This is a genomic window from Candidatus Manganitrophus noduliformans (assembly GCF_012184425.1).
Lineage (GTDB): Bacteria > Nitrospirota > Nitrospiria > SBBL01 > Manganitrophaceae > Manganitrophus > Manganitrophus noduliformans.
Map to the genome: position 1 here is coordinate 82,288 of NZ_VTOW01000005.1, position 25,656 is coordinate 107,943.

Here is a 25,656-nt window from a genome sequence, read left to right on the forward strand (position 1 = left end):
TTCGGTGAAAGGGTCATTTTCAGGAGCAATGGGGGGTGAAGGGGGAGTGGGAGAGGGAAAACCCGGGCGCCGTCTTTTTGGCCGCTTCGTCCTCATGCTCTTCGTTCTATCGGTCGGGTGGGAGGTTTTTGCCCAGACCAGCGGCGATCTGATGCACCGACGGAACAGCGCCGGTCCGCAGGGGCCGTTGATCCAGCTTTTTCAGAAGGCGGTTGTCGCGACGAAAGAAGGGGACTGGAAAACGATCGAAGAGCAGGTTCAGCAGATCAGCGGACGGCTGGGTGAGTACAAAAAAAATCTCGGGATCGACCTGACGTCGACAATTCAAAAAGCAGTGGCGGCGAAAAACGGCGGGGAAGTCCTCAAATATTTGGCGGAGGTGGTCTATCTGGATATGCGGATGCAATTCAAGATGATCATTGCGTCCAAGCTGGATGATTTTTTGAATGCCAAGGAGCGACTGGATCTGGCAAGGGAGTATTACGATGTCATCCTTTCCGGAAATGTGAAACGGAAAGCCCCGAACCGGCACGAGAAGATCGAATCGAGCTTTCTTGTCGCGCAGGGGGCGCTCGGGAATCCCGGCTTCTACGTCGATCTTCCATTCTCTCCTCCGAATGTGAGGGGTTTTGAAGCGGCCTCCAAAACGATTGAGACGGAGATCGCCGCCATTTACACCTACTTTAAGGGATAGTTCGGTGCAAAAGAGAAAGGAGCGTGAGTGTGAAATGATTCGGTCGATGGTTTTTCTCATTATGATGCTCGCGTTTTGTTTCACCGAGGCAACGGCGGCGCAGACCGCAAGCGAGTATCTCCGGAACAGAGGGGGGGAGTCTCAAGATTCGGAAGATCCCCTCATCGCGGCATTCATCCGAACTCTCTCCGCCTCGAAGGAGGGGAGGTGGACCGAGGTCGAAGCGAACGTTTCCGATTTGACGCCGGTGTTGAAGAAATATGCGACGCAATTTCGCGTGGATCTCGCCCCTCGGCTGAAGAAGGGGGCGGCGGCGAACGATTCCAACGAGATTGCTAAGAGTTTTGCACATGTTCTTTTTCTTGGCATGAGTGAAAATTTTCACCAAGCGATCGAAGAGCGATTCAAGAATTACGAACGCTCATCTTATCTCCTGGCAACGGCCCTCTATTATTACGAGCGAGTTTTGGCGGGCAACATCAAGCGCAAGGAGCCGTCGGTGCACGATGAGATCATGCGGCAGTTCGAGCAGGCCCAATTGGCGATCGGCAATCCAGGCTTGCTCGGCGCCGGAAAACTGGATCCCGACCCGCAGCGCTTCGCATCGGCGGCAAAGGCGATTGAAATGAACATCAAGCGGGTCTACACCTATTTCGCCAAATGAAAAGGAGACACCCATGAAACAGAACAAGACGATTATCGGCGCGTTTTTCTTCTTCCTCGCGGCGGTCTTATTATTTCCCGTGGCGGGATCTGCCGCCGAGGAAGACGAATTCACCTTCGGCGATCTTTTTGTCACCCGTAGTTCGACGGAGAAGGTGAGGTTTCACGGTTATGCCGCCTTCCAGTATTTCGACGCCGAGGGGGCGAGCCCGGGGGGAAATCGCACCTTCGATCAGCATGTCTTCGAGCCGTTCTTCGGCTATCAAGTCGCCGACCATGTTTTCGCGAAGATCATTCTGGAATTCGAACATGTCCCGGAGGAGGTCGATGACGACCAGTTCGCCGAGTTCTTCATCGAGCAGGCGGAAATCGATATCACGCCGTGGCCGGGGACGACGTTCGCCTTCGGGGCGATCCTGGTTCCCTTCGGCTTGGAGAACTATCTTCACTCCCCCTCGGACAATCGCCTGGTCAGCCGCCCTCCGATGACGAAGAGCGGCCCCAACGGAAATCCGATTCTCAACAACACCTGGACGGATGTCGGCATCCAGTTTACCCATGAAATTCCTATGGTCGGAATGGTCGATCTCTATACGATCAACGGCAGCGCCGTGCAGGACAAAGGAAGCCGGGGACGGGATACGAAAGGGGCGAGCGCAAACAGCGGGAAGTCGTACGGCACGGAGGTCCAGGTGACGAAGCTCTTGCCGGGGGTGAACGTCGGCGCTTCCTACGTCACCGGCCCGCACGATCCGGGCAGCGATCTGGACTCCTCCCGGTGGGGGGTTCATGCATTGGCCGACCTGGGGATCATTTATCTTCAAGCGGAATACATCCTGGGGACCGATGAGGGACTGGGCGCCTCGGGGGGGGATCGGGATGTCTCCGGCTATTATGCCTTGGTTTCATTCGTTCCCCCGGTGGCGTCGCTTGAGAACCGTCTCGATCTGAATGTCCGATATACCGATTGGACGGCCGACAAAGACGCCGAGAAAGACTTTACCGAAACGGCCGTCGGGATCCGTTATCGCCCCTATCAGAACACATGGGCGAAGGTGGAGTATCAGATGAATAAAGAGGAGGGGAGCAACACCGAGGTCGATAACAACGTTGCCGCGTTTCAGCTGAGCGTCTTGTTTTAAATGGGCGGAGCGGACCGGGCCTTCGTCGGAGGGCCCGGCCGTCCGAACGGATCGATTCAATGAGGAGATAAAGATGCAGGGTTTCTTTGGGACATGGGATCTTCGAAGAAGGCTCCTCACATGGTTTTTGCTGGTCGCGATGGTCCCGATGGTTCTGATCACGGCAGCGAATCTTTTCCTCTCCGCCAGGAATCTCCGGCGCGAGATGGGGGATCGGCTCGCGGCGAATCGGAAGGGAGCCGAGATCGAGCTTCAGAAAGAAGAGAAACGACTCCTCAATCAGGCAGAGCGTTATGCCGCGCAGTCGCTCCTGGTTCAGACGATCGCTTCCAGCAACCGGGAGATGATCAAACGACTCCTTGTGCAGCTTCTCGAATTTTCAGATTCGGGTTTGTTGGGGATTTATGACGCGCAAGGGACGCCGATCTCGATCGTTCAAAAGACCAAGGCGAAGCACGCCGCTTCATTGGAGCCGGTTCGGCCGAATCAAACGGAAAAAATCGGCTTGCGGCCCCCCTCTTTCGGTGTCTCCTCCGCATACGCTGAAGAGGACTTTACATTCGATATTCCTCCATCGGGAGAATCAAAAGATACTTTTACTTTTGATGGTCAGAATGGATCGGCTTCACCCTCCGTTCCGGCCGGCGTGGTAAAGGATTTGAGAGAAGGTCCCCTTCCTCCGGAAGTGATGGAGCAGCTTCAAGCGAACGACCATGCCGTTGTTCGGACCGCTCAAGAGAGCGGGGTGGAGGTCTCTGTTTATCAGGCGCTTCAATTTTCAGGGCGCCGGATCGGCATTCTGAGGGAGGGAGCGGTCCTTAATCAGGACTTCATCGATGGGATGAAACATCGGGTGGGGCTGGAAGTGGCCCTCGTCGATCGCGAAGGGCGGAAAGTCATCTCAACCCTTTCCGGACTGGACGCCGTGGTCATCAAGGAGGCGGTCGCAGCGCCGATCAGAGAGAAGATCGGAGGAGGGGAGTACCTTTATATGGCTCTTCCCTTGATCGAGAAAAATGGGGTGATGCAAGGGGGGATTGTTCTTCTGCAGCCGCTCGATTCGCTCCTGTCGAGCCAAAGGGAGATCACCGTTTTTTCGTTGATCCTCTTCGGGGGAGTCGGCATTGTCGTTGCCATGGTGAGCCTTCGGACGGCCCGATCGATCAGCCGGCCGCTTCATCAAATCATGGAGGTTTTAAAGCGGGCGGAACAACAAGGGGACCTGACACAGCGGATCGACATTAAAAGCCGCGATGAGATCGGCGAGCTGGGACGGTGGTTCAACACCTTTTCGGAAAAATTCTCAGGGATCATCTCCCGGGTGAAAGATTCGACCCGTTCCCTGGCGGTCTCATCCGAGGAGCTGTCGGCCTCGAGTCAGCAGATGGGATCGAACTCCGAGCAGACGGAGAAATTGGCGAGCACCGTCTCCTCGGCGAGCGAGCAGACCAGCCGCAACGTGCAGGCGGTTGCCACCGCGGCGGAAGAGATGACGGCGACATTAAAAGAGATCTCCCAAAATGTAATGAAGGCGACCCAGATTACGTCCGAGGCGGTGCAGATGGCACAGGGGACCAATCGGACAATCAGCAAGCTCGGGGAGAGCAGCGCGGAGATCGGGAAAGTCATCAAAGTAATCACATCGATTGCCGAGCAGACGAACTTATTGGCGTTGAACGCGGCGATCGAAGCGGCGCGTGCGGGAGAAGCGGGGAAAGGCTTTGCGGTAGTGGCCAACGAAGTCAAAGATCTGGCGAAGAAGACGGCGAGAGCGACGGAGGAGATCGGGCAGAAGATCGGGGTGATCCAGACCGACACGAAAGAGGCGGTCTCCGCGATTGGAGAGATCACCGGGATCATCACCCAGATCAACGAGATCGCCACCACGATCGCGGGAGCGATCGAAGAGCAGACGGCGACGACCAACGAGATCGGCCGCTCGGTGATGGAGGCGGCCCGTGGGACCGGAGAGGTCACCGAGAGCATCGATGGGGTGGTGATTGCCGCGAAGGGAACCGCCGAAGGGGCAACCACCATCCTCGCCGCCTCGAAGCGGCTGGCCCAGATGGGCGCCGAATTAATGGCGATGGTCAGCCAATTCCACGTTGAGGCCGACAGAATCGGCTCAGGCGATCCGAAAGATACATTCTCCGTTCAAAAAGAGAGGAAATTACCATTGATGACTCAAAAAGCCGAGCCGCTTAGTCCGAAACAGAGTGAGGTTGTTTAAGGAGGTGAATCTTGGGGTTGACGGGCGTTCGTTGTTTGCTACACTTCAGGGATGGTCTAAAAGATTTTATCCCGATCTGAAAAGATGAGACGCAACCGAATAAGGCGAGTTACTCGCTGTTCTCTCAATATGAAGGGGGCGCACCGGGTGTCGCCCTAGGAGGATCCATGAAGATACTCGTTGTCGACGACTCCGCTCCAATGCGAAGTCTCTTACGGCAGATGCTTAAAAAAATGGGGCATTCCGTGACCGAGGCGGTTAACGGCAAGGAGGGGCTGGAGCAGTTAAACGTCCATCCGGACATCGGGCTGATTCTTCTCGACTGGAATATGCCGGAGATGGATGGGATGCAATTGCTCGACGCGCTCGGGGCGAAAAGGTCGAACAAACGTCCCCGCATCATTATTGTCTCCACGGAATGCGAAGCGGGGAAGATTGTCCAGGCGATGGAGCGGGGCGCGGACGAATATATCATGAAGCCGTTTACATCAGAGATTCTCGAAGAGAAATTGTCCATTTTAGGAATTGCGCGTGGTTGAGATGTTTGAGCCGATTCGTGTCATGATCATCGACGATTCCTCCGTGGTTCGGCGCGCCGTAACCGAGGCGCTCTCTCATGATCCGGATATCTCGATTGTCGGGACCGCCTCCAACGGGAAAATCGCCCTGCAGCGGATCGTTCAATGGAGTCCGGAGGTGTTGATTCTCGATCTGGAGATGCCCGAAGCGGACGGATTTGAACTCTTGCGGGCGCTGCGGGTCGATTTTCCGAAGATCAGAACGATCATGTTCAGCAGCGCGACGCAACGCGGGGCGGTCCAAACGATCGAGGCCCTTTCTTTGGGCGCGAGCGACTATGTCGCAAAACCGACCACGACCCATCCGGGGGGGTATAGCGAGGCGGTCAGACAAGTGGCGGCGGAGCTGATCCCCAAGATCAAGCAGTTCCGACCGCATCCCGCCTGGACGAAGCCGCTCCAAAGAGGGGCGAAGCCGGTCGAGGAACTCACCGTAGAGCGGGCCCTGAAGTCGGCGCCTCAAACCATCCGGATCGTCGCCATCGGCGTTTCCACGGGAGGGCCTGCGGCGCTCTCCAAATTGATCCCCGAATTGTCGAAAGACTTTCCGGTTCCGATCGTCATCGTCCAGCATATGCCGCCGGTTTTTACCCGCATGCTGGCGGAGCGGCTCCAGCAGGGGGGGGCGATGAAGGTCGTGGAGGGGAGGGAGGGTATGATCCTGGAGCCGGGGACGGCTTATATCGCCCCGGGCAACTACCACATGGCGGTCCGTCAGAAAGAGGAAAGGGTTTTCCTGGCGTTGAATCAGGAGCCGCCGGTCAATTATTGTCGTCCTTCGGTCGATGTCCTTTTTCGGTCGGTGGCGGATGTTTACGGGGAGGAGACGCTCGGGATCATCATGACCGGGATGGGGCAGGACGGTTTAAACGGCATCCGGGCGATGAAGAGCAAGGGCGCGATCATTTTTGCGCAGGACCAGGCGAGCAGCGTGGTCTGGGGAATGCCGTCGTTCGTGGTGCGGGAAGGGCTGGCCGATTGTGTCCTCCCCCTTGATGAGATGAGGGGGGCGATCGAGGATTGCGTGATGAAGGGGATAAGACGCTGATGGTTTCGAAAGAGTCGGTCAATTTCATGATTGCCCTCTTGCACAAGGAGAGCGGTTTGGTTTTGGACAGCTCAAAGACCTATCTCATCGAGGCCCGGCTGGAGCCGATCGTCTGCGAAGCCGGGTTGTCTTCGATCGATGCGCTGTGCCTTTACCTGAAACGGCAGCCGACGAGCCCCCTCCTCCAAAAGGTCGTCGACGCCATGGCGACCAACGAGACCTCTTTTTTTAGAGATAAGGTCCCGTTCGACATTGTCCGGAATGTGCTCCTGCCGGACTTGCTCAAAGCGAACCAGAAGCGGCGGCGGATCCGGATCTGGAGCGCGGCGTGCGCGACCGGTCAGGAGCCCTATTCCCTGGCGATGCTCCTCTGCAACATCGAACCGATGCTGGCGGGATGGGAGGTCGGAATCTTGGCCACCGATCTCGTCGAGCGGGTGCTGGAGCGGGCGCGGAACGGAGTCTACACCCAGTATGAAATTCAACGGGGACTCCCGGCCCAATACATGACCCGTTTTTTCGATCAGATCGGGTCGGAGTGGAAGGTACGCCCGGATCTGAAACGCTGGATCCAATTCAAACGGCTCAATCTTCTGACCGATTTTTCTTCGTTCGGGCCGTTCGATATTATTTTCTGCCGGAATCTTCTCATCTATTTCGACAGCGCTTCGAAAAAGAAAGTCCTTGAGGGAATGGCCGCGTCTTTGACCCCGAACGGCGCCCTTTTTTTGGGGGGAGGAGAAACGCCCCTCGGCATCACCGATCGACTCGTTCGGATCGAGGTTGATCGCGGAGTCTATTACAGAAGAAACGACGCAATCCCCTCTCCCCCGCCTCCCGTACGGCGCCAAGGGACAGAGAGGGAAGGCAACGTCCGGAAAGACAAATCGGGAGAGGAACGAATATCAAGCGGAGGAGCGAGAGATGCCTGATCCAAATATGAAGATCTTGGTCGTGGACGACATGTCGTCCATGAGAAGAATCATTAAAAATACCCTCAAGCAGTTGGGGTACCCGAACACCGATGAGGCGGAAGACGGCGACAAGGCCTTGGAGATGGTCCGCAATGCGCCGTTTGATCTGGTGGTCAGCGATTGGAACATGCCGAACATGAACGGTCTGGATCTTCTCAAGGCCATTCGGCAGGATCCAAAATTGTCGGCGCTGCCGGTCTTGATGGTGACGACCGAAGCCGAAATGGACCACATCCTCGAGGCGATCCGCTCAGGCGTGAACAGCTATATCCTCAAGCCGTTCACGCCCGAGACGATGAAGGAGAAGATCGACAAGGTGTTCAAGAACGCCTGAAAATGGAATCCATCGCTGACATGGCGGGCGGCGGCTTCGCTCGCTCAAGGGATACGTAATGATCATGAAAGGAATGACCGAGATGGAATTCCACGAATCTCCGATAGAAGACAACAACATTCGAGGCCTGATCCGGGCCGCGCGCGGGATCATCGAGGGAGACCTCAAAAAGGGGGCCGACGCCAAGCTCTCCGACGAACTCGGCAAGCTTGCGAAATACCTCCAGGCGATTTCAAAGAAATTGCAAGCGGCCGAATCGGACATCGAGACGGCCTCCAGCCAGATCCCTTACGGGACCGACCAGATCTACGGCGTGACGCGGTTTACCGAAGAGGAAGTGCACCGGGTTTTGGGAATCGTGGAAAAGGTGATCGAGAGTCATGACGCGCTCGCGAACAAGTGGGAGTCGCTCAAGACCCATTCGCAGGCGGAGATGCTGCAACGCCCCACGCTGAAGCGCCAAGCCGACGAGATCGGTTCGACCCTCCGGGACGAAAAGAAAATGTTGATGGATTTGATGACGGCGCTCTCCTTTCAGGATGTCGCCGCCCAGTGGCTGAAGAAGATCTCCTCCGACATGACGAACGTGCAGTCGCGGATTAAGCGGTTGAACAGCTCGCTCAACGTAAAGGGGAACATCCCGCCGACATCGACGAAAGAGACCGATCGAGATGAGGATTTTGAAAAAACGGGGAATCGGTTCGCGGGCGCCGATAAAATGGCCCAAACCGACGTCGATCACCTTTTGAAGGAATACGGGCTGTAAGCCCTTAACGGACCGCGATGGATATTTTGACCATAATGGGGGTGGTTGTCGGACTCGCCGCGTTGATCGGCGGACAACACCTCGAAGGAGGGCATCTCTCGTCGGTCATGCAGTTTACGGCCGCGATCATCGTGTTGGGGGGAACCCTCGGGGCGGTGATGGTTCAATATTCGCTCCCCAAATTCTTGGAGGGGATCAAGCTGGGGCTCAGCACGATCAAATCGCAGCCGGATCATTCCGCCGGGTACATCAAACAATTGGTCGATTACGCGAACATCGTGCGCAAACAGGGGATTCTTGCGCTGGAGCCGAAGGTGAAGGAGGTGAAGGACCCCTTTTTTAAAAAGGGACTTCAGCTTTTAATGGACGGGACCGAGCCGAGACTTCTCCGCGAAATCCTGGAGGTCGACCTTTCGTTCAGCGAAGAACATCACGTCATGGCGGCCAAGGTCTTTGACGCCGCCGGCGGATATTGTCCCACCTTCGGGATCATCGGGGCGGTTCTGGGGCTGATCCACGTCATGGAAAATCTGGCCGATCCGAGCAAGCTGGGGAGCGGGATCGCCACCGCCTTCGTCGCCACGGTCTACGGCGTTCTTGCCGCCAACCTGATCTTCTTGCCGATCGCGTCGAAGCTGAAGATGCGCGGCCAGATGGAAGGGATTACGCGTCAGCTGATGATCGAGGGGTTGATGTCGATCGCGGCCGGAGAGAACCCCCGGCTGATCCAGGAGAAGCTGGAAGGATTTCTGACCGAAGGGGAAAAGAAAAAAATAAAGAAGGGATAGCCGAAATGAAAAAGAAAAAACATGAAGAGCATGAAAACATGGAACGATGGTTGGTTTCCTATGCCGATTTCATTACGTTGCTCTTCGCTTTTTTCGTGGTCATGTATTCGACCTCTTCCGTGCGAGAAGGAAAATTCCGGGCGGTCGCCGACTCGCTTAATTCGGCCTTTCACCCCATCATCGCTCACTCCGCCTCGAATATTCGACTCAGCTCGAAGGCCTCCGGCTCCGAAATGTTCGACATCGGCTTGCCGCTTTACAAGAAGCTGACGGCGAATATCAATACGGAGGATAATCCGGGGGGGATGAAAGTGATTCGGGACAACCGGGGCGTGGTCATCCGAATCAGTGAGAGTCTCGCGTTTGAAACCGGTCAATCGGAGCTTCTGCCCGAGTTCAGGGAAACGCTCGATCATATCGCCGGATTGATTATCGACGCTCCGAACGCGATCCTGGTGGAAGGTCACACCGACAATATCCCGATCAAAACGCCGTTTTATCCCTCGAATTGGGAGCTCTCCGCGACCCGGGCGACACAGATTGTCCGCTACTTTACAACACAACACGGGATGACTCCCGATCGATTCTCGGTCGCCGGGTATGCCGAGTTCCGGCCGATCGCCGTCAACGATACGCTAGAAGGACGCGCAAAGAATCGCCGCGTCGAGATTGTCCTTTTAAATCCGCCGGAGGAAAAAGCCGATCCGGAATTTAACCCTTTTCCCCCGCCCAGGGGTCCCGATGGATCGGGCGCCGACATGAAGAATCCGCGATCAGATTGAACCGATAACCCACACCGGTATTCGCTTTCCGGATTTCAACGATCGAAGTGTTTTATGCGTGAAGAAGAGATTTTCTTAGGACGGAATCCGATTCTGAATAAGGATGAGGAGATCGTCGCTTACGAACTCCTTTTTCACTCGGAGAGTCACCTGTCTCAGGCAGACAACGTCTTGCAGACATCGGCGAGTGTGATCGCCGGCGCGCTGACCCAATTCGGGACTGAGACGCTCTTGGGTGGAGGAAAGGGGTTTGTCGGCGTCAATGAAGAGATCCTCCTCAGCGATGCAATTGAGCTTCTCCCGAAAGAAAAAATGGTTCTTGAGGTTTTTGGGACGGCAAAGATCGAACCGCGGGTGGTCCAGAGGATGCAGGCGCTTAAAAAGAAAGGATTCAGTTTTGCTCTTCAACATTTCCGCGACGATGGGTCGCATCTCCCGCTGCTTGAGGTCATCGACGTGGTCAAAATCAATATCGCCGAGATGACGGGAGAAAAGTTATGGGCGGGGATCCAACCGTTCAAAAAGCGGTCGATCCGGCTGTTGGCTGAAAAGGTCGAACGACAAGAGGATTTTCAACGGTGCCGTCCGATGGGATTTGAACTTTTCCAGGGATATTATTTCGCCCGCCCTTCCATTTTATCTCAGAAGCGGGCCGACCCCGCCATGGTGTCGCTGATGAAGCTGAATGAAAAGGTGATGAAGGATGCGGATACAAACGAGATCGAACAGATTTTCAAGGGAAACCCCGCCCTCAGCTACAATCTGCTCCGTCTGGTCAATTCGGTGGCGATCGGGACGCGGCAAAAAATCACCGCCATCTCTCACGCCATTATCATGCTGGGGAGGCAACAGCTCAAACGTTGGGTCCAGCTCCTTCTCTTTACGCAAGGAGGCAAAGGGGGGATCCATAATCCGCTCATGCAAACGGCAACGCTGCGCGGCCGGATCATGGAGCTTCTGGTCCAATCGCGGCCCGATCTTTACCGGGGGATAGGGTATTCCGATCTGGCCTTTATGACGGGACTCCTCTCGTTGATCGACGTATTGCTTGGAACGCCGATGAAGGAAGTGGTCGAGCAACTCAATCTGACGGACGATGTGCGGCAGGCGCTGCTGGCGCATGAAGGATCCCTCGGCCTCCTTCTTTCCCTGAGTGAGCGCCAGGAAGAGGCCGATTTCAAAGGGGTGGATCGCTTGCTCAAACAGTCCGGGCTGAGACTCAGCGACCTGATGAGCGCTCAACGGGGAGCGATCTCCTGGATGAATCAGCTCAGCGCCGGTTTTTAAAACGCGGCTTGTTTCGGCGATGTCATCTTTTTGACACAGACCTGTCAAGCTCCTTGCAAACCCGCCCGTCCGATTCTGAATTTCAATTTCGTCATCCCTCCAGAAAGGAAACTTCTGCCTACCCCGATCGGCAAAAAGCGCCGATTCGACTTTTTTTCCAGGCAAATGAATCCCTCTCAGCGCGATTTCCCGTCCTGGCACATCCCTTGCTTATGATTCCACTCAGGAGTGGCGGCGCGGTCTTCTTTTCATTCGGAGTCGAAAAGCAATGGATGGAATTTATCCGGTCCTCTCGGGAGCCTTGGCGCAAGAAAAGCGTCTGGAGGTCATCACGAATAATCTGGCGAACGTCAACACCGCCGGATTCAAGAAAGATCATCCTCTCTTCGAGGGAATCGGGCTGCCGCCCGGATTGAATGCAGGGCCGAGCGGATCGATCACCCCCAGCCCGACCTTCGAGATTCTTCACCACGTTTTTACCGATTTCTCCTCCGGTCCGATCCGAATGACGGGAGAGCCGCTCGATATTGCGATTGAAGGAGAAGGTTTCTTTGCGGTCCAGACCCCGGGGGGAGTTCGTTATACCCGCGGGGGGAGCTTCACCCTTGATGCACAGGGACAGATCACCACGCACGACGGATTCCCGCTTTTGGGAACCGGCGGGCCGATCACCCTCCCGCCGGGGTCGATCCAGATCGACGCAGAGGGACGGCTCTCGGTGAAGGGGACCGAAGTCGGCGCGCAGCCGACCGAGGTCGATGCCTTGGCGCTCTACCGGTTTTCCGATCCGTCTCGATTGAAGAAGGTCGGCAACACCCTTTTTGAATCGGTCGGCGGAGGGGCGGTTCCTTTTCCGGAAGGGAGGGTGAGCCAGGGGGCCCTGGAAGGAGCGAATGTCAATCCGGTGGAAGAGATGGTCGCGATGATTACAGTGATGCGCCTGTATGAGTCGGCCCAGAAAGCGATTCAGACCGCCGATGAGGTCGCCTCCAAGGCGGCCAATGAAGTCGGGCGTCTATAATCGGGCGTCTATAAGATGAGCAAATCGGGAGGAGAGTGAGCTATGATGCGCGCGTTATCCATCGCCAGTACCGGCTTGGGATCCCAGCAGCTTTCGATCGAGGTCATCGCCAATAATTTGGCCAACGTTTCGACCGTCGGCTTCAAGAAAAGCCGGGGAGAATTCCAAGACCTGATGTATCAGACCCTGAAATCGGCGGGCACCGCCACCGCGACGGGAACGCTGCCGGTCGGGATTCAGCTTGGATCGGGGGTCATCCCGGTCTCGGTCCACCGGACATTCGCACAGGGGGACTTTCAGCAGACGCAGAATCCGCTCGATCTCGCCATCGAGGGGGACGGCTTTTTCCAGGTGACCCTTCCGGACGGCTCCACCGGCTACTCGCGCGCCGGATCGTTGAGCCTCGACAGCGAAGGAAGCATCGTGACCGCCGAAGGTTATCCGCTTCTTCCGAATATCACGATCCCCTCCGGCGCACAAACGGTGACCATCCTTCCCACCGGGGTGGTTTCCGCCGTTGTGACGACGGGGGCGGCGCCGCAGCTGGTCGGAACGCTTGAGCTGGCGCGCTTCACCAATCCGGCCGGTCTTCACAGCATTGGAAAAAACCTCTATCAGGCGACCGACGCCTCCGGAGAAGCGGTGACCGGCGCGCCGGGAGAGGAAGGATTCGGAACTGTCCAACAGGGCTCCCTTGAAGGCTCCAACGTCAACATCGCCGAGGAAATGGTGAACATGATCGTCGCGCAGCGCGCCTATGAATTGAACTCCAAAGCGATCCAGACGACCGATGAAATGCTGTCGATGGTCAATAACCTCAAACGGTAAGCAAAGGGTAAGCAAAGGATAAGGAAGATGAGCGGTTTTTTTAGAATCCTGTTTTTGATCATGCTGATCTTCGCGGGCGTCGGCGCGGTTGAGGCGGCGGATGGTTTGGAAAATGGAGCAGCCGTTCAACCGGAAACCGTTCCCGGTCCGGCGGAGAAGATCAGCACCGCCATACGCGCCTATGTGGCGGAACGTCTTCCCTCAAAAGAAAGCGACATCCGGGTTCGCCTTCTCCGTCCACCGGACGGTTCATTTGTCATGGAGGACGGATTGGAGGTCAAGGAAGGATCGCGCGGATTGCTCGGCCGGGTGGTCTTCCTCATTTCTTCGAGACCGAACGGGAAACCGGCCGCGCATCAGTGGGTCACCGCGAATGTCGAAATGATCCGATCGATCGTCGTTTCCGCTCGGCCGCTCCGCCGCGCTGAAGTGATCGGACCGGACGATGTCGAGATCCGGTCGGTCGCAGTGACCCGCGCGGGGGAATCTTATCTCTTCGATCCCGACGCGCTGATCGGAAAAAGGGTGATCCGCTCCATCGGCGCCGGCCTGCCGATCTCCGTCGAGATGGTCGAGACGGCGCCGGTGATTCGCTCGGGAGATCGGGTGACGATGATCGTTGAATTGGGCGGATTGCGGATCGCTACGATGGGCCGGGCCAAGGAAGAGGGTTTTCTCGGAAGACAGATGGCGGTGGTCAACCCCGACTCCCAGAAGACGGTCTACGGAGAGGTGATCGACGCCGCGACGGTGAAAATAACCCTTCCGAGATAAAGGATCATTTGCCATTGATCATTTTTCATTTGAGAAATGGAAAATAGAAAAAGGCAAATGACAAATGGAAAATGGAAAATGGAAAATAGAAAATTTTTGAGTCAAAAAACGGTCGCCCAGTTGCTTCTCGTGGGTTTCGCTTTCTTCGCCGGCTGTGCGGCGGTTCCGAGGGAAATGAAGCCGGAAGAGAGCCTTCCCCCGGCCTACCTTCAGCCCGCAGAACTTCATCAGTCGGAGGGCTCCCTCTGGACCTCGGATCAATCGCGGACCTTTTTCTTTCAAGATACAAAGGCGAGCCATGTGGGCGATATCGTCACCGTGCGGATTGTCGAGAATGCCAGAGGATCGAAGGATGCCCAGACCACGTCGGGCCGCTCTTCGACGATCGGCGCCAGCACGAGCGCTTTTTTGGGGATTCCGACGAATACCACTCAAAAACTCCAGGCGGATGCCACCTTTTCGGATGATTTTGACGGCTCGGGATCGACCAGCCGCAGCGGGGCGTTGACCGCCGATATCACCGCCGTGGTGACGGCCGTCTTCCCGAACGGGAATATGGTGATCGAGGGGAAGCGGGAGGTTCTTATTAATAGTGAAAAAGAGCTGATCTCCCTGGCGGGGGTGATCCGCCCCGAGGATATCGGTCCGAGGAACACGATCCTCTCGACCTTCATCTCCGACGCAAAGATTGAATACACCGGCCGCGGCGTCATCAACGATAAACAACGGCCGGGGTGGCTGATCCGGATTCTCGATTGGATATGGCCCTTCTAAATGCGAAATGCGGGGTGCGGAATGCGGAGTGAAGATCGCAAGCGAATCCAAAAGGGATTGGTTCTCCTCGTCGGGATCTTTTTTTTCGTCCTCCCGATCGACGCGGAGGCGGTTCGGATCAAGGATATCGCCGCGGTGGAAGGGGTTCGGGAGAATTCGCTCATCGGGTATGGGCTGGTGATCGGATTGAACGGAACCGGCGATAAAACCGGGACGACCTTTACGGTTCAAACCCTCTCCAGTATGTTGAAGAAGATGGGGATCGCGGTCGAGCCGAGCGCGGTGAAGGTGAAGAATGTGGCGGCGGTGATGGTGACCGCCAAGCTCCCTCCGTTCGTTAAGACGGGGAGCCGGATCGATGTCGTCGTCTCCTCTTTGGGAGACGCCACGAGCTTGCAGGGAGGAACGCTTCTATTGACCCCTTTGAAGGGGGCGGACCAGCAGGTCTATGCCGTGGCCCAGGGACCGATTTCGATCGGCGGGTTCATCGGCGGGAAAGAGGGCGATTCGGTTCAAAAGAATCATCCGACCGCCGGGAGGGTGGCCGAAGGGGCTCAGGTTGAAAAGGAGGTCGGGTTCGCCTTTTTGAATAAAGAACGATTCAATCTTCTCCTGCGCCAGCAAGATTTCACCACGGCCCTCCGGATTTCCCAGGCGATTAATGCGCAATTGGGGGGGGAAGCGGTTGCAACGGCGGTCGATTCCGGGACGATCACCCTTCAGGTTCCCGACTTCTACAAAGGCCGGCTGGTCGAGTTGTTGGCTGCGATCGAAAGTCTGGAAGTGGCCGTTGACCTGCCGGCGCGAGTCGTGGTCAACGAGCGGACCGGGACCATTGTCATGGGGGATCAGGTGCGGATCTCCGAGGTCGCCGTTTCCCACGGCAATCTGACGATCCGGGTGAAGACCGACTTTCAGGTCTCTCAGCCCCCTCCCTTCGCTCCGGAAGGATCGGAAACAGTCGTTGTCCCGCAACGGCAAACCGAGGTTCGGGAAGAAGACGCGCAGATCCTGATGCTGCGGGGGGCGACGATCGGCGAGGTGGTTCGCGGTTTAAACGCGATCGGCGTGACGCCGCGCGATTTGATCGCCATTCTCCAGGCGATCAAGGCGGCCGGGGCCCTTCAAGCCGAATTGGAGATCCTCTAATGGAAGGGGGCTGGCTTTCTGGAATCGGCGGGACGGAAGCCAATCCGTTGAAGGCGCCGGAGCAGGCCACAAGCAACCCGGAAGAGATCAAGAAGGCGGCCGAGGCGTTTGAGGCCTATTTCATTTTCTCGCTACTTAAAGAGATGCGAAAGACCGTGCCGGGGGGGGGATTCTTAGGGTCGGGACCGGGGAAGGAGATCTACGAATCGTTGCTCGACGAAACCATGGCGACGAAAATGGCGCAGAGTGAGGGTATTGGGCTGGCGAAGCTCCTCGTCAAAAAATTGGCGGATCAATCCTCAAGTTTTAAGGGATTAGACCGATAAGTCAGGTAATAAGCACCCTTACGACGAGTTAAGAGGAGAAAAAAATGCAGATACCTGGAGATGACCGAACCCGCCTTCTGGAAACCGTTTTTTTCGGCGTCAAGAAGACCGATCAGAAAGGTCCTGTCCGTTCCTCCGATCAGAAGGGGGAGGCCGCTCCGACAGACCGCGTCGAGATCTCCGGAGAGGCGAAGGAGTACCAGCAGCTCAATCAGGTGATCGGATCGCTTCCGGAAGTCCGGTCCGAGCGGGTGGCGGCCCTTCAGCAGGAAATTGAGGCGGGGACCTACCATCCACAAAGCGAAGAGATCGCGGAAAAGCTGGTCCGATCGACACTGCTGGATGCGGTTCTATAAGTTCGAAGGGGGTTCATCAATGCGGGACGTTGAATTCGGAATGAAGCGTGAAGAGCAACAGATTGATTATTCCGCGTCCCGTCCCCTGCAATCGGCGCTTCCCCTCCCCGGAACCCTGACCGTCCCGGATGCGCTGTTAATACCGCTCGTTTCGACCCTGGAGGAGATGATCCTCGTTCAACAGGAAATGCTCTCTCTCCTTCAGCGCGAGAAGAAGCTGATGATCGGTGGAGAGCTCGATGATCTTCTCCGTTGTCTTCAGGAAAAAGAAAACTTTCTGGGCCGTCTCCGCGGATTGGAGCAACGGCGCCAAGCGGAGATCGCCCCGATGGCCCGACAATGGGGGGGAGAAGATCGGCCATTGACGCTCAAACAGCTGGCTCAGCGGGTCCCCGAGCCTTTCCGGGGACGACTGACTGATTGCCATACCCGGCTTGAGGCGTTGACCGCCAGCATTCAGGAACTCAATCAGATCAACGGACTTTTAATCGACCGAATCCAAGAACGGATCACGGCGCTGGTCGGCCTTTTGCGGCACCTTTCGTCCACCGATCCGATCTACCAACCGAATGGAGCGCTTCAGCCTTTTCCATCGGGGGGAAGGGCGATCAGTCAAGGATAGGACATGTCGAGCATCTTCGGGATTTTCAATATTGGAAAGCTGGCCCTCTTCGCCAATCAGCGGGCCCTCTCCGTCACGTCCCAGAATATCGCCAACGTGAACACCCCCGGGTATACCCGACAGCAGGCGATCTTTTCGTCAACCCCGCCGATGAACAGCGCTCCCGGTCAGTTGGGAACCGGTGTCCAGATTACGGAGGTTCGACGCGTTTTTGATCAATTCATCCAGGACCAGTTGACGGCGCAGCAATCGAACCTGGGTCGTTTTGGAGTCGAACGGGGAGCGCTCGGGCGGGTGGAGGCGGTGTTCAATGATTCCGACGGGGTCGGCCTCCATCAGTCCTTGTCGGAGTTCTTTGCGGCGTTTCATGATCTTGCCAACAATCCGCAGGGACTTCCCGAACGGGTCTCCCTGATGGAGCAAGCGAGGACGCTCTCAGCGAACTTTACGCAGATGAACGATCAGCTACGGCAGATACGAAAGGATCTCAACACCGAAGTCGAGGGGGTGCTCGGAGAGGTCAATACGCTCGCGACGCAAATTGCCGATTTAAACGGCCAGATTGCTCAAGTGACGATTTCAGGACAAAATGCGAACGATCTGCGCGATCAGCGGGAGCGTCTTTTACAGGATCTCGCCGAAAAGATCAATTTCTCCTCGTTTGAAAACGACCTGGGAGAGGTCTCGATTCTCATCGGAGGAAAGCTCTTGGCCGAATCGACGGCGTCGTTTACGCTTCGGGGGGTGGTGAGCCAAGACAACGCCGGATTCGCAGACGTGGGGTATGACCCGGGAACCGGCACGATCACCGACATCACCTCCTTTATCGAAAACGGCCGCCTCAAAGGGTTGATCGATCTGCGGGATACGATTCTTCCCGGATATATCAATCAGCTTGACCAAATGGCGGCCGCGATCGTCAATGAGGTGAACCAGCAGCACCGGGCCGGCTACGGTCTCGACGGTTCCACCGGAAATGATTTCTTCTCTCCTCTGGCGCCGACCGTGACGGAATTGAGCGGCAATGCCGGATCGGGGACAATTGCCGCGACGGTGAATGATCCTTCCCTTCTGACATTGGATTCCTATCAGCTGACCTTCGCCGGGGCGAATTATACGATTCAGAATCTCAGGACAGGGAGCTCCGCCACCGCCGCTTATGTCGACCCGACGACGGTCACGTTCGAGGGGATTCAAATTGCCATGAGCGGGGCGCCGGCGAATGGAGATACCTTTGAGATCAGCGCCCATCAGGGGATGTCGGGTTCCATCGCTCTTTCCGCGATCGATCCGAATGAAATTGCCGCATCCTCTACGGCAGCCGGCGTGCCGGGGGACAACAGCAATGCTCTTCTCCTTGCGCAATTACAGGAGAAGGAAGTGACGGGGCTTGCAAATGCGACGTTTCAGGATTTCTATAGCCAATATGTCGGGGAAGTCGGGTCGAGATCGCGGTTGGCCCAACGCTCTCTCCTCGCCGAACAAGTGATCGATGAGAACCTCCTCCATCAACGGGAAGAGATTTCCGGCGTTTCTCTTGATGAGGAGACGGCCAATTTAATCAAGTTCCAGCGGGCCTTTGAAGCATCGGCGCGGTTGATCTCCGTCGCGGACGAATTGTTGCAAACGATTTTGGCGATAAAACGATAAAAGAGAAAGAAAGTAGATGCGTGTATCGGATCAAATGCTCTTTCAATCGATGATGGTGCACATGCAGCGGCAGACCGAATCGCTTCTTCATATTCAGGAGCAGGTCGCCTCCGGGAAGAGAATCAATCGACCCTCGGATGATCCGATCGGTCAACCGTTGGTTCTGAACTATGGGAAAACGCTCGCGACAACCGAGCAATATTTGCGGAACATCGATCGGAGCGAGGCGTATCTCACCAGCAACGAATCGACGTTACAGGATGTGGGGGATCAACTGCAGCGGGCCCACGAGCTGGCGCTGCAGTTGGCGAACGATTCCTATTCTTCGACCGACCGGGCCAACGCGGCGAATGAGGTGCAGGAGATTTTCAATCAACTGATTGCGATGGGAAACCGTTCCGTCGAGGGCCGATATATTTTCGCGGGAAATCAGACCCGGACCCTCCCCTTCCTCGAGCAGGGGCGCTATCTTGGAACGGCGGTGACCTTGCCGGTGACCGTCACGGCGGCGGTAAATGATCAGTTGACCCTTTCATTGGACGGGGTCTCCTCCACCCTCACCCTGCCGGCCGGAAGTTATGCGACAGGGACGGCGTTGGCCGGGATGGTCCAAACCGCAATCAACGCGGATCCGACCTTTCAGGCAGCCGGGGCTTCGGCCACCGTCACCTTCGATACCGACCATTTGGTGATCACCTCGAATTCGGAAGGAGGCACTTCCGCCGCCGTCCCCACGGCCGGGACGGCGCTGGCCGATTTGGGATTGGCCACTGGAACGAACCAGCCGTCGGGAACCTATATGGGCGACTCGGGAGAAATCTCTTTTCTGATCGGCCCCAATACACCGGTGATCATGAACCTCCCCGGAGACCGGCTCTTTAAAGGGGTCGGCGTGACAGGAGGGGTCGATCTCTTTTCGGCGGTGGGGGGGCTGCAGGCGGCTTTGGAGACGAATGACACCGCCGGAATCCAAGCAGCACTCACCAGTATCAGCGCGGCGCAGGAGCAGGTGATCGGTGAACGCGCTTTGTTGGGGGCTCGCCTGAACCGGATGGATGCGACCAAAACGGTGCTCGAGGATTTCAAGCTCTCGATCACCCGGTTCAAGTCCGATCTTGAAAATATCGATCTTACGCAGGCGATCTCCGATTTTTCGCTTCAGCAGGTCGCCTTGGAAGCCACCCGGGCCACGGCGGCCCGGTTGATTCAAAATTCGCTCCTTGACTTCCTCCGATAGCGAAGAGGGTCGGGGCGACGTCGGAATCAACACGCATCGCGCGTCTCATTTCCGCTGGTAGGGGCGTATTGCAAGACGCCCCTACACCATTTAAAGAAAGGCAGGTCGGATGCTGGTCCTGACACGGAAGTCGGGAGAGGGAATCATCATCGGGGATCAGATCCGAGTGGTGGTGATCGAAGTCCATGGAAATCAGGTCCGGCTCGGCATTGAAGCGCCGGCCGGCATCAAGATCTATCGGGAAGAGGTCTTGGCCAAAATCATGCTTGAGAACAAAAAAGCGGCCGGCGTCGATCCGAAGCAGCTGAAAGATATTTTAACCAAGGGGGTCCCTCCGCCGGAGAAAGGGAAAGGATCCAAGCCGTGAACACCGTGATTCAGAGCGCAAAATTGGGACCGGTGTCGATCGATCCCGAGCGGCTGCTCACCTTCCCGGAAGGGATTCCCGGTTTCCGAACGGTCAAGCAGTATACGTTGGTCAATAACGACAAGGGCCACCCTTTTTTTTGGCTCCAGGCGGTGGAAGATCCTGAGTTGGCCTTTGTGGTGATCGATCCGCTGGTCTTCCGGCCGGACTATCGACCGGCCCTCCCTCCGGAGGAGATGAAAGAGCTTGAAATCGAAAGCTCGGACTCCCTGGTGGTATTGACGATTTTAACCATTCCGCATGAAGACCCGCTCAAACTGACCGCAAACCTGATGGCGCCGTTGGTCATCAATTCCAAAACCCGGAAGGGCAAACAGATCGTCCTTTCCGACCTGAACTACAGCCATCGGGAACCCCTTTTCCCCGCACAGGTCTTGAGCGCTTCGGAGCAGGGCATTGCCGGCACAAAATAGTGTGAACACGCACGCGCGTCGCATGGTTCGCTTTCACTCACGATGTGAGCAGAGGCGCTTCGCGCTTCATTCCTGTGGGCACATTCCTCGCAGCTTGCTGCGGGGAGCTTCAATCAAAGGGAAGAACGATTTGTTCTCTCGTTTCCGCGTCTTCCTTCCTCGGCGGAACGCGTTTTTCCCGTCATTGAAAATGTCCCCCCTGTCAAATGATTGACACCTCCCTTTTTTAAGGTCGGGAAGCGATCCGCTTTTTGAACTATTCCTGGAAAGAGATGGCGGCAAGATTATTGCACATACCTTGAAAAGGTATTTCAGGCGAGGCGCAAACGATGATCGATCTCAACGGGAAAACAATCCTGGTCACCGGAGGAACCGGCTCCTTTGGAAAGCGTTTCGTGCGGCGGGTCCTTTCAAAGTTCCGGCCTGAAAAGCTGATCGTCTTCAGCAGAGATGAATTCAAGCAATACGAAATGCAGCGGATGATGGACGATCCCTGCCTCCGTTTCTTTATCGGAGACGTCCGGGATAAGGACCGCCTCTACCGCGCCTTCGAGGGGGTCGAATACCTGATCCACGCCGCCGCGTTGAAACAGGTTCCCTCCGCGGAATACAATCCTTTTGAAGCGATCAAAACCAATATCATCGGCGCGCAAAATATTATCGACGTGGCGATCGACATCGGGATCAAGCGGATCGTCGCTTTGAGCACGGACAAAGCGTGCAACCCGGTCAATCTCTACGGGGCGACCAAGCTCTGCTCGGACAAGCTCTTCATCGCCGGGAATTCCTATGCCGGTCGAAAGATCACCCGTTTCGGCGTGGTCCGCTACGGTAACGTCGTCGGAAGCCGGGGGAGCGTTGTTCCGCATTTCCTGCAACTGAAAAAAGGGGATTCCGTTCCGGTGACCGATGAGCGGATGACCCGCTTCTGGATTACCCTCGATCAGGGGGTCGACTTCGTCTTAAAGGCGCTCGATCAAATGCAGGGGGGGGAGATTTTTATCCCGAAGATTCCCACGGCGACGATCGTCGATATCGCCAAAGCGATTGCTCCCAAATGCAAGATTAAAATCATCGGCGTCCGTCCGGGCGAGAAACTCCATGAACTGTTGATCTCGATCGAAGATGGAAGGCGGACCCTGGAGTATCCGGAGCATTTTGTGATCCAGCCCGACTTTCCCTGGTGGTCGGACGAAAAACGAAAGAACGGCGGGGAACATGTGAGGGATGGATTCGTCTACTCCAGCGATCAGAACCCCTGGCGGCTGACGACGGGAGAGATCGAAAAGATGGTGAGGGAACTTCAGAACGGATGAAGACGATCCCCTATGGGAGACAGACCATAGACGAGGAAGACATCCAGGCGGTGGTCGATGTCCTTCGTTCCGACCGGCTGACCCAGGGGCCGGCCGTCGAGGCGTTTGAAGAGGCGCTCGCCGCCTACTGCGGCGCCCGGTATGCCGTCGCTTGTGCTTCGGGAACGGCCGCGCTTCATCTGGCTTATCAGGCCGCCGGCCTTGGACCGGGTGATCTCGTCATGACCTCTCCGAATACGTTTGCAGCCACCGGCAATGCGGCCCTCTTCCTGGGAGCAAAGCCGCTCTTCGCCGATATCGATCCGGCGACCTCCAATCTGAGTCCCTCTGAAATTGAGAAAACGATATCGGCCCTTCAAGCAGAACGGGGCCATCTGAAGGCGATCGTTCCGGTTCACTATGCAGGAACCCCCTGTGACATGGAGTCGATCGCCAAGATCGCGGAGCGACACCGGCTCCTCGTGATCGAAGACGGCTGCCACGCGCTGGGCGCCTCTTATGCCGATAAGAAGATCGGCGGTTTGTCGGATATGACCGTTTTCAGTTTTCATCCGGTGAAGACGATCACCACCGGAGAGGGGGGGGCCATTGTCACCAACCGTGAGGATTATTATCAACGGCTGAAACGGCTCCGGTCGCATGGAATTGAGCGAACCGATTTTTTGGAGCCCTCCCACGGCGCCTGGTACCACGAAATACAAGAGCTCGGATACAACTACCGGATGACCGATCTTCAAGCGGCGTTAGGACGTTCTCAACTAAAAAAAGTGGACCGGTTCGTTGCAAGGAGAAGAGAGATCGCGGCCCTTTACCACACGGCGTTCAACGGGAATCCCTATTTCGATCTCCCCGTGGAAGCCGCAGGCTCGGTCTCCTCTTACCATCTTTATCCAATCCGATTGAAAGATTCTTTCAAGACACAGAAGAAAGAAATTTTCCGCCGTCTTCGGGAACAAGGGTTGGGAATCCAAGTTCACTATCTTCCGGTTTACTGGCATCCGGTTTATCGGAAGATGGGCTACCGAAAGGGCCTCTGCCCGGCGGCGGAAAACTTTTATCAAAGAGAGATCAGCCTTCCGATCTTTCCGGCGATGACTCAACAAGAGGTGACCTATGTCATCGAAACAGTCGATCGGGTCTTCCGTGACCGCGCATAACATTCCTTCCTCTTCTTCCTTCGTCGGGGAGGAGATCCATGTGAAGTGGATCCTCGGATCTGCGAACTTCGGCTTGTCCTATGGAATCGCGAATGAACGAAAGTTGAGCCGGGAGGAGGTCTTCGGCATCCTCGCGTCGGCGCAGTCCCACGGGGTCTGGGGGATCGACACCGCCAAAGCATACGGCGACGCGGAAAAAATCATCGGGGAATATTTTAAAGCGCGGGGGAAGACCCTCCGGGTCATTACCAAACTCCCTCCGAAGGAGTATGCCGATCCGATGGAGGTGGAGAGAGAAATCACCGATTCTCTTCGCGCGATGAACGTTCCTTCGATCGATGTTCTCCTTCTCCACTCGTATGAAACGGTTCGGCGGTTCGGGAAGGTGATCCTTCCTGTTCTTCAAAAACTTTCCAAGGAAAAGGTCATCGGACGCTACGGTCTCTCCGTTTATCACCCGGAGGAAGCATTGGAAGCGGCCCGCGATTTAACGGGAACGCTTGCGATCGAGTTCCCGATCAATCTCTTTGATCGACGTTTTCAGAAGGGAAATCTCCTCGAACGGCTGAAGTCTCAGGGGGTGTTTTTGCTGGCGCGGTCTGTTTTTCTACAGGGGCTCTTTTTCATGCAGGAGGAGGCGCTGGGGGTCGACTTGAGCAAGGTGAAGAAGAAGGTGAGGAAGATTCGGGAACTTGCTGAAAGTGCTCGACTACGGCCGGAATGGCTCCCGCTGGCATTTGTCGCGACCGATCCTTGGATCGATGGGGTGGTGATGGGGGTTGATTCCGCGGATCATCTGAAGACAAACCTTCAGGCCCTCACCCATGAGAACCTCCTCCGATATCGCGCGCTCGAGGATCAACTGGCCGACCTGGAAGTCGACGACGAGGATATCCTTCTTCCTTACCGGTGGAAAAGATGAAAATCCAATTTCCCGATACGACTTCACTGACCTCCATGCAAGGGATTGAATTGAAGCAGGGGGCGCTCACGAAAGAGGGGCCGGTCCTCTTTCCACAATATCCTTGGGAGGGAATTCACGCCTATCTTTACGGTTCGGTTTTGGAGAGAAACGGACAGCTCCATATGTGGTATCAATCCTATCTCGACGGAGATGATTTCTTCGTGAACTATGCGCGATCCCGCGACGGGAAAAAATGGGAGAAGCCCCTCATCAACAAATGGCGGGTCGATGAGAGGCGGTTTTATCCCACCATCGAATCGGAGAAAGAAAGAGAAACAAAGGCGATTGCGTTCAGAAATGGAAGTCCCGGTTACTGGAAGACGAACATCGTCTCGACTTACCACATCCCGAGCGTGATCTACGATCCGGAAGATTCGAAGCGCCCCTATAAATTATTCGGCTTTACCAATGAAGGCTACCGCGTCGCATTTTCAAAGGACGGGATTCACTTCAAGGAGTATGAGGGAAACCCCGTCCTCCCGCTGATGCGATTTCCGAATCCGAAAACAAAGAAAAATTGGGTCAGCGACGTCTCCCCCGTTTTTAAGGACGATCTAAAAAAGAAGTTTATCGCCTTTGCCAAAACCTACGTCATCGATGAAGAGGGGAGGACGCGGCGATCGGTCGGTTATTCTGAAAGCGACGACTTTATCCGGTGGTCGCCGCCCGAAACGATCTGGACCCCCTCCGCGGCGGACGATCGGCTGGCCGTCGCGCGCGGATTCAAGTGGGCCGACTTCTACGGGCTTTGCGGTTTCAATTACGGCGCCGGTTACCTCGGACTTCTCTGGCTCTTTTACATGGATTATGAGTTTGCAAAAGGAACCCACGAGGGGAAGATGGAAGTCTTCCTCGCCACCAGTCCCGACGGGAAACAGTGGAGCCGCTTCTCGGATGAGCCGTTGATTCCGCTGAGCGAATCGGGATGGGACTCGGGGATGATCACCACGGCGAATCTCCCCCTCTTCAGGAAAGAGGGAATCGATCTCTACTACGGCGGGTCGAATTTCAGCCACGGCGTCGGCAACGCCCAACTTCTGTTCGACGAACAGAGCCATCGGTTCAGCGTCGGCCTGGCCACGTTGAGGAAAGATGGGTTTGTGTATGCCGCCGGCGCGAAGGGGACGATGACGACAAAACCGTTGACCTGTCTAAAAGGAACCCTCCGGATCAATGCAGACGCCACCGGGGGAAGGGTGAGGATCAATCTGTGCAAAGGGGGACAACCGGTTGAATCTTTCCGGATGGAGGGGATCGATTCTTCGGATCACCTCCTTCGAACCGGCGTAAGGGGAGAGGTGACGTTGAAAATTTCCGTCGAAGGGGCGAAGCTCTATTCTCTGGAGGTGTGTTGAC

Annotated in this window: 28 protein-coding genes; all 28 read left to right on the plus strand. The window is 56.2% G+C overall.

Going from position 1 to position 25,656, the window contains the following annotated elements; all coding sequences use genetic code 11:
* Positions 1-4 precede the first annotated feature (4 nt).
* The 28 genes from MNODULE_RS20345 (at position 5) to MNODULE_RS20480 (ending at position 25,655) form a co-directional block, all read left to right on the plus strand.
* A complete protein-coding gene (locus MNODULE_RS20345; RefSeq protein WP_168063022.1) occupies positions 5-694 on the plus strand; it encodes a hypothetical protein in 690 nt (229 codons plus the stop codon).
* 4 nt (positions 695-698) lie between these two features.
* A complete protein-coding gene (locus MNODULE_RS20350) occupies positions 699-1,358 on the plus strand; it encodes a hypothetical protein (protein WP_238339669.1) in 660 nt (219 codons plus the stop codon).
* Between the two features lie 13 nt (positions 1,359-1,371).
* Positions 1,372-2,499: a porin gene (locus tag MNODULE_RS20355; RefSeq protein WP_168063024.1), complete on the plus strand. Its 1,128-nt coding sequence runs from the start codon at positions 1,372-1,374 to the stop codon at positions 2,497-2,499.
* Between the two features lie 73 nt (positions 2,500-2,572).
* A complete protein-coding gene (locus tag MNODULE_RS24870) occupies positions 2,573-4,729 on the plus strand; it encodes a methyl-accepting chemotaxis protein (protein WP_168063025.1) in 2,157 nt (718 codons plus the stop codon).
* Positions 4,730-4,896: 167 nt separating this feature from the next.
* Positions 4,897-5,268, plus strand: coding sequence for a response regulator (locus MNODULE_RS20365; RefSeq protein WP_168063026.1), 372 nt, complete (start codon positions 4,897-4,899; stop codon positions 5,266-5,268).
* A gap of 1 nt (position 5,269) precedes the next feature.
* Positions 5,270-6,355, plus strand: coding sequence for a protein-glutamate methylesterase/protein-glutamine glutaminase (locus MNODULE_RS20370; protein WP_168063232.1), 1,086 nt, complete (start codon positions 5,270-5,272; stop codon positions 6,353-6,355).
* Positions 6,355-7,287, plus strand: a complete 933-nt coding sequence (locus MNODULE_RS20375) for a CheR family methyltransferase (protein WP_168063027.1) — start codon at positions 6,355-6,357, stop codon at positions 7,285-7,287. Before MNODULE_RS20370 ends, MNODULE_RS20375 begins: the two co-directional genes overlap by 1 nt.
* A 7-nt stretch (positions 7,288-7,294) precedes the next feature.
* Positions 7,295-7,663: a chemotaxis response regulator CheY gene (locus tag MNODULE_RS20380; RefSeq protein ID WP_168063233.1), complete on the plus strand. Its 369-nt coding sequence runs from the start codon at positions 7,295-7,297 to the stop codon at positions 7,661-7,663.
* A gap of 58 nt (positions 7,664-7,721) precedes the next feature.
* Entirely contained in the window at positions 7,722-8,429 is a 708-nt protein-coding gene (locus MNODULE_RS20385) for a protein phosphatase CheZ (RefSeq protein ID WP_168063028.1), read from the plus strand.
* A gap of 17 nt (positions 8,430-8,446) precedes the next feature.
* Positions 8,447-9,217: a flagellar motor protein gene (locus MNODULE_RS20390; RefSeq protein WP_168063029.1), complete on the plus strand. Its 771-nt coding sequence runs from the start codon at positions 8,447-8,449 to the stop codon at positions 9,215-9,217.
* Positions 9,218-9,222: 5 nt separating this feature from the next.
* Entirely contained in the window at positions 9,223-9,999 is a 777-nt protein-coding gene (locus MNODULE_RS20395) for a flagellar motor protein MotB (RefSeq protein WP_168063030.1), read from the plus strand.
* A gap of 54 nt (positions 10,000-10,053) precedes the next feature.
* Positions 10,054-11,286 carry an EAL and HDOD domain-containing protein gene (locus MNODULE_RS20400; RefSeq protein ID WP_168063031.1) on the plus strand — a complete coding sequence of 411 codons (1,233 nt, stop codon included), beginning with the start codon at positions 10,054-10,056 and terminating at the stop codon, positions 11,284-11,286.
* Positions 11,287-11,554: 268 nt separating this feature from the next.
* Positions 11,555-12,307: a flagellar basal-body rod protein FlgF gene (gene flgF, locus MNODULE_RS20405; RefSeq protein ID WP_168063032.1), complete on the plus strand. Its 753-nt coding sequence runs from the start codon at positions 11,555-11,557 to the stop codon at positions 12,305-12,307.
* 42 nt (positions 12,308-12,349) lie between these two features.
* Positions 12,350-13,135: a flagellar basal-body rod protein FlgG gene (gene flgG / locus MNODULE_RS20410; protein WP_168063033.1), complete on the plus strand. Its 786-nt coding sequence runs from the start codon at positions 12,350-12,352 to the stop codon at positions 13,133-13,135.
* Between the two features lie 27 nt (positions 13,136-13,162).
* On the plus strand, positions 13,163-13,909 hold the full coding sequence (gene flgA / locus MNODULE_RS20415) for a flagellar basal body P-ring formation chaperone FlgA (RefSeq protein ID WP_168063034.1): 747 nt from the start codon (positions 13,163-13,165) through the stop codon (positions 13,907-13,909).
* A gap of 78 nt (positions 13,910-13,987) precedes the next feature.
* Positions 13,988-14,683 (plus strand): flagellar basal body L-ring protein FlgH, encoded by a 696-nt coding sequence (locus MNODULE_RS20420; RefSeq protein WP_168063035.1) that lies wholly within the window; start codon positions 13,988-13,990, stop codon positions 14,681-14,683.
* Positions 14,684-14,704: 21 nt separating this feature from the next.
* Entirely contained in the window at positions 14,705-15,832 is a 1,128-nt protein-coding gene (locus MNODULE_RS20425) for a flagellar basal body P-ring protein FlgI (protein ID WP_168063036.1), read from the plus strand.
* Positions 15,832-16,158 (plus strand): rod-binding protein, encoded by a 327-nt coding sequence (locus MNODULE_RS20430; RefSeq protein WP_168063037.1) that lies wholly within the window; start codon positions 15,832-15,834, stop codon positions 16,156-16,158. The genes MNODULE_RS20425 and MNODULE_RS20430 overlap by 1 nt, the downstream gene beginning before the upstream one ends.
* A gap of 44 nt (positions 16,159-16,202) precedes the next feature.
* Positions 16,203-16,514 (plus strand): flagellar biosynthesis anti-sigma factor FlgM, encoded by a 312-nt coding sequence (gene flgM / locus MNODULE_RS20435; RefSeq protein WP_168063038.1) that lies wholly within the window; start codon positions 16,203-16,205, stop codon positions 16,512-16,514.
* A 19-nt stretch (positions 16,515-16,533) separates the two neighbouring features.
* Positions 16,534-17,136, plus strand: a complete 603-nt coding sequence (locus MNODULE_RS20440) for a flagella synthesis protein FlgN (RefSeq protein ID WP_168063039.1) — start codon at positions 16,534-16,536, stop codon at positions 17,134-17,136.
* A gap of 3 nt (positions 17,137-17,139) precedes the next feature.
* The gene (gene flgK, locus MNODULE_RS20445) at positions 17,140-18,786 is read left to right on the plus strand and encodes a flagellar hook-associated protein FlgK (protein WP_168063040.1); all 1,647 of its coding nucleotides are present in this window, start codon (positions 17,140-17,142) and stop codon (positions 18,784-18,786) included.
* 16 nt (positions 18,787-18,802) lie between these two features.
* Positions 18,803-20,023, plus strand: coding sequence for a flagellar hook-associated protein FlgL (flgL, locus tag MNODULE_RS20450; protein WP_168063041.1), 1,221 nt, complete (start codon positions 18,803-18,805; stop codon positions 20,021-20,023).
* Positions 20,024-20,132: 109 nt separating this feature from the next.
* Positions 20,133-20,390 carry a carbon storage regulator CsrA gene (csrA, locus tag MNODULE_RS20455; RefSeq protein ID WP_168063042.1) on the plus strand — a complete coding sequence of 86 codons (258 nt, stop codon included), beginning with the start codon at positions 20,133-20,135 and terminating at the stop codon, positions 20,388-20,390.
* A complete protein-coding gene (gene fliW, locus MNODULE_RS20460; RefSeq protein ID WP_168063043.1) occupies positions 20,387-20,863 on the plus strand; it encodes a flagellar assembly protein FliW in 477 nt (158 codons plus the stop codon). Before csrA ends, fliW begins: the two co-directional genes overlap by 4 nt.
* 329 nt (positions 20,864-21,192) lie before the next feature.
* Positions 21,193-22,179: a UDP-N-acetylglucosamine 4,6-dehydratase (inverting) gene (gene pseB / locus MNODULE_RS20465; RefSeq protein ID WP_168063044.1), complete on the plus strand. Its 987-nt coding sequence runs from the start codon at positions 21,193-21,195 to the stop codon at positions 22,177-22,179.
* Positions 22,176-23,336 carry a UDP-4-amino-4,6-dideoxy-N-acetyl-beta-L-altrosamine transaminase gene (gene pseC, locus MNODULE_RS20470; RefSeq protein WP_168063045.1) on the plus strand — a complete coding sequence of 387 codons (1,161 nt, stop codon included), beginning with the start codon at positions 22,176-22,178 and terminating at the stop codon, positions 23,334-23,336. The genes pseB and pseC overlap by 4 nt, the downstream gene beginning before the upstream one ends.
* Entirely contained in the window at positions 23,293-24,258 is a 966-nt protein-coding gene (locus MNODULE_RS20475; protein WP_168063046.1) for an aldo/keto reductase, read from the plus strand. Before pseC ends, MNODULE_RS20475 begins: the two co-directional genes overlap by 44 nt.
* Positions 24,255-25,655 carry a glycoside hydrolase family protein gene (locus MNODULE_RS20480; protein WP_181071140.1) on the plus strand — a complete coding sequence of 467 codons (1,401 nt, stop codon included), beginning with the start codon at positions 24,255-24,257 and terminating at the stop codon, positions 25,653-25,655. The genes MNODULE_RS20475 and MNODULE_RS20480 overlap by 4 nt, the downstream gene beginning before the upstream one ends.
* Position 25,656: the final 1 nt, after the last annotated feature.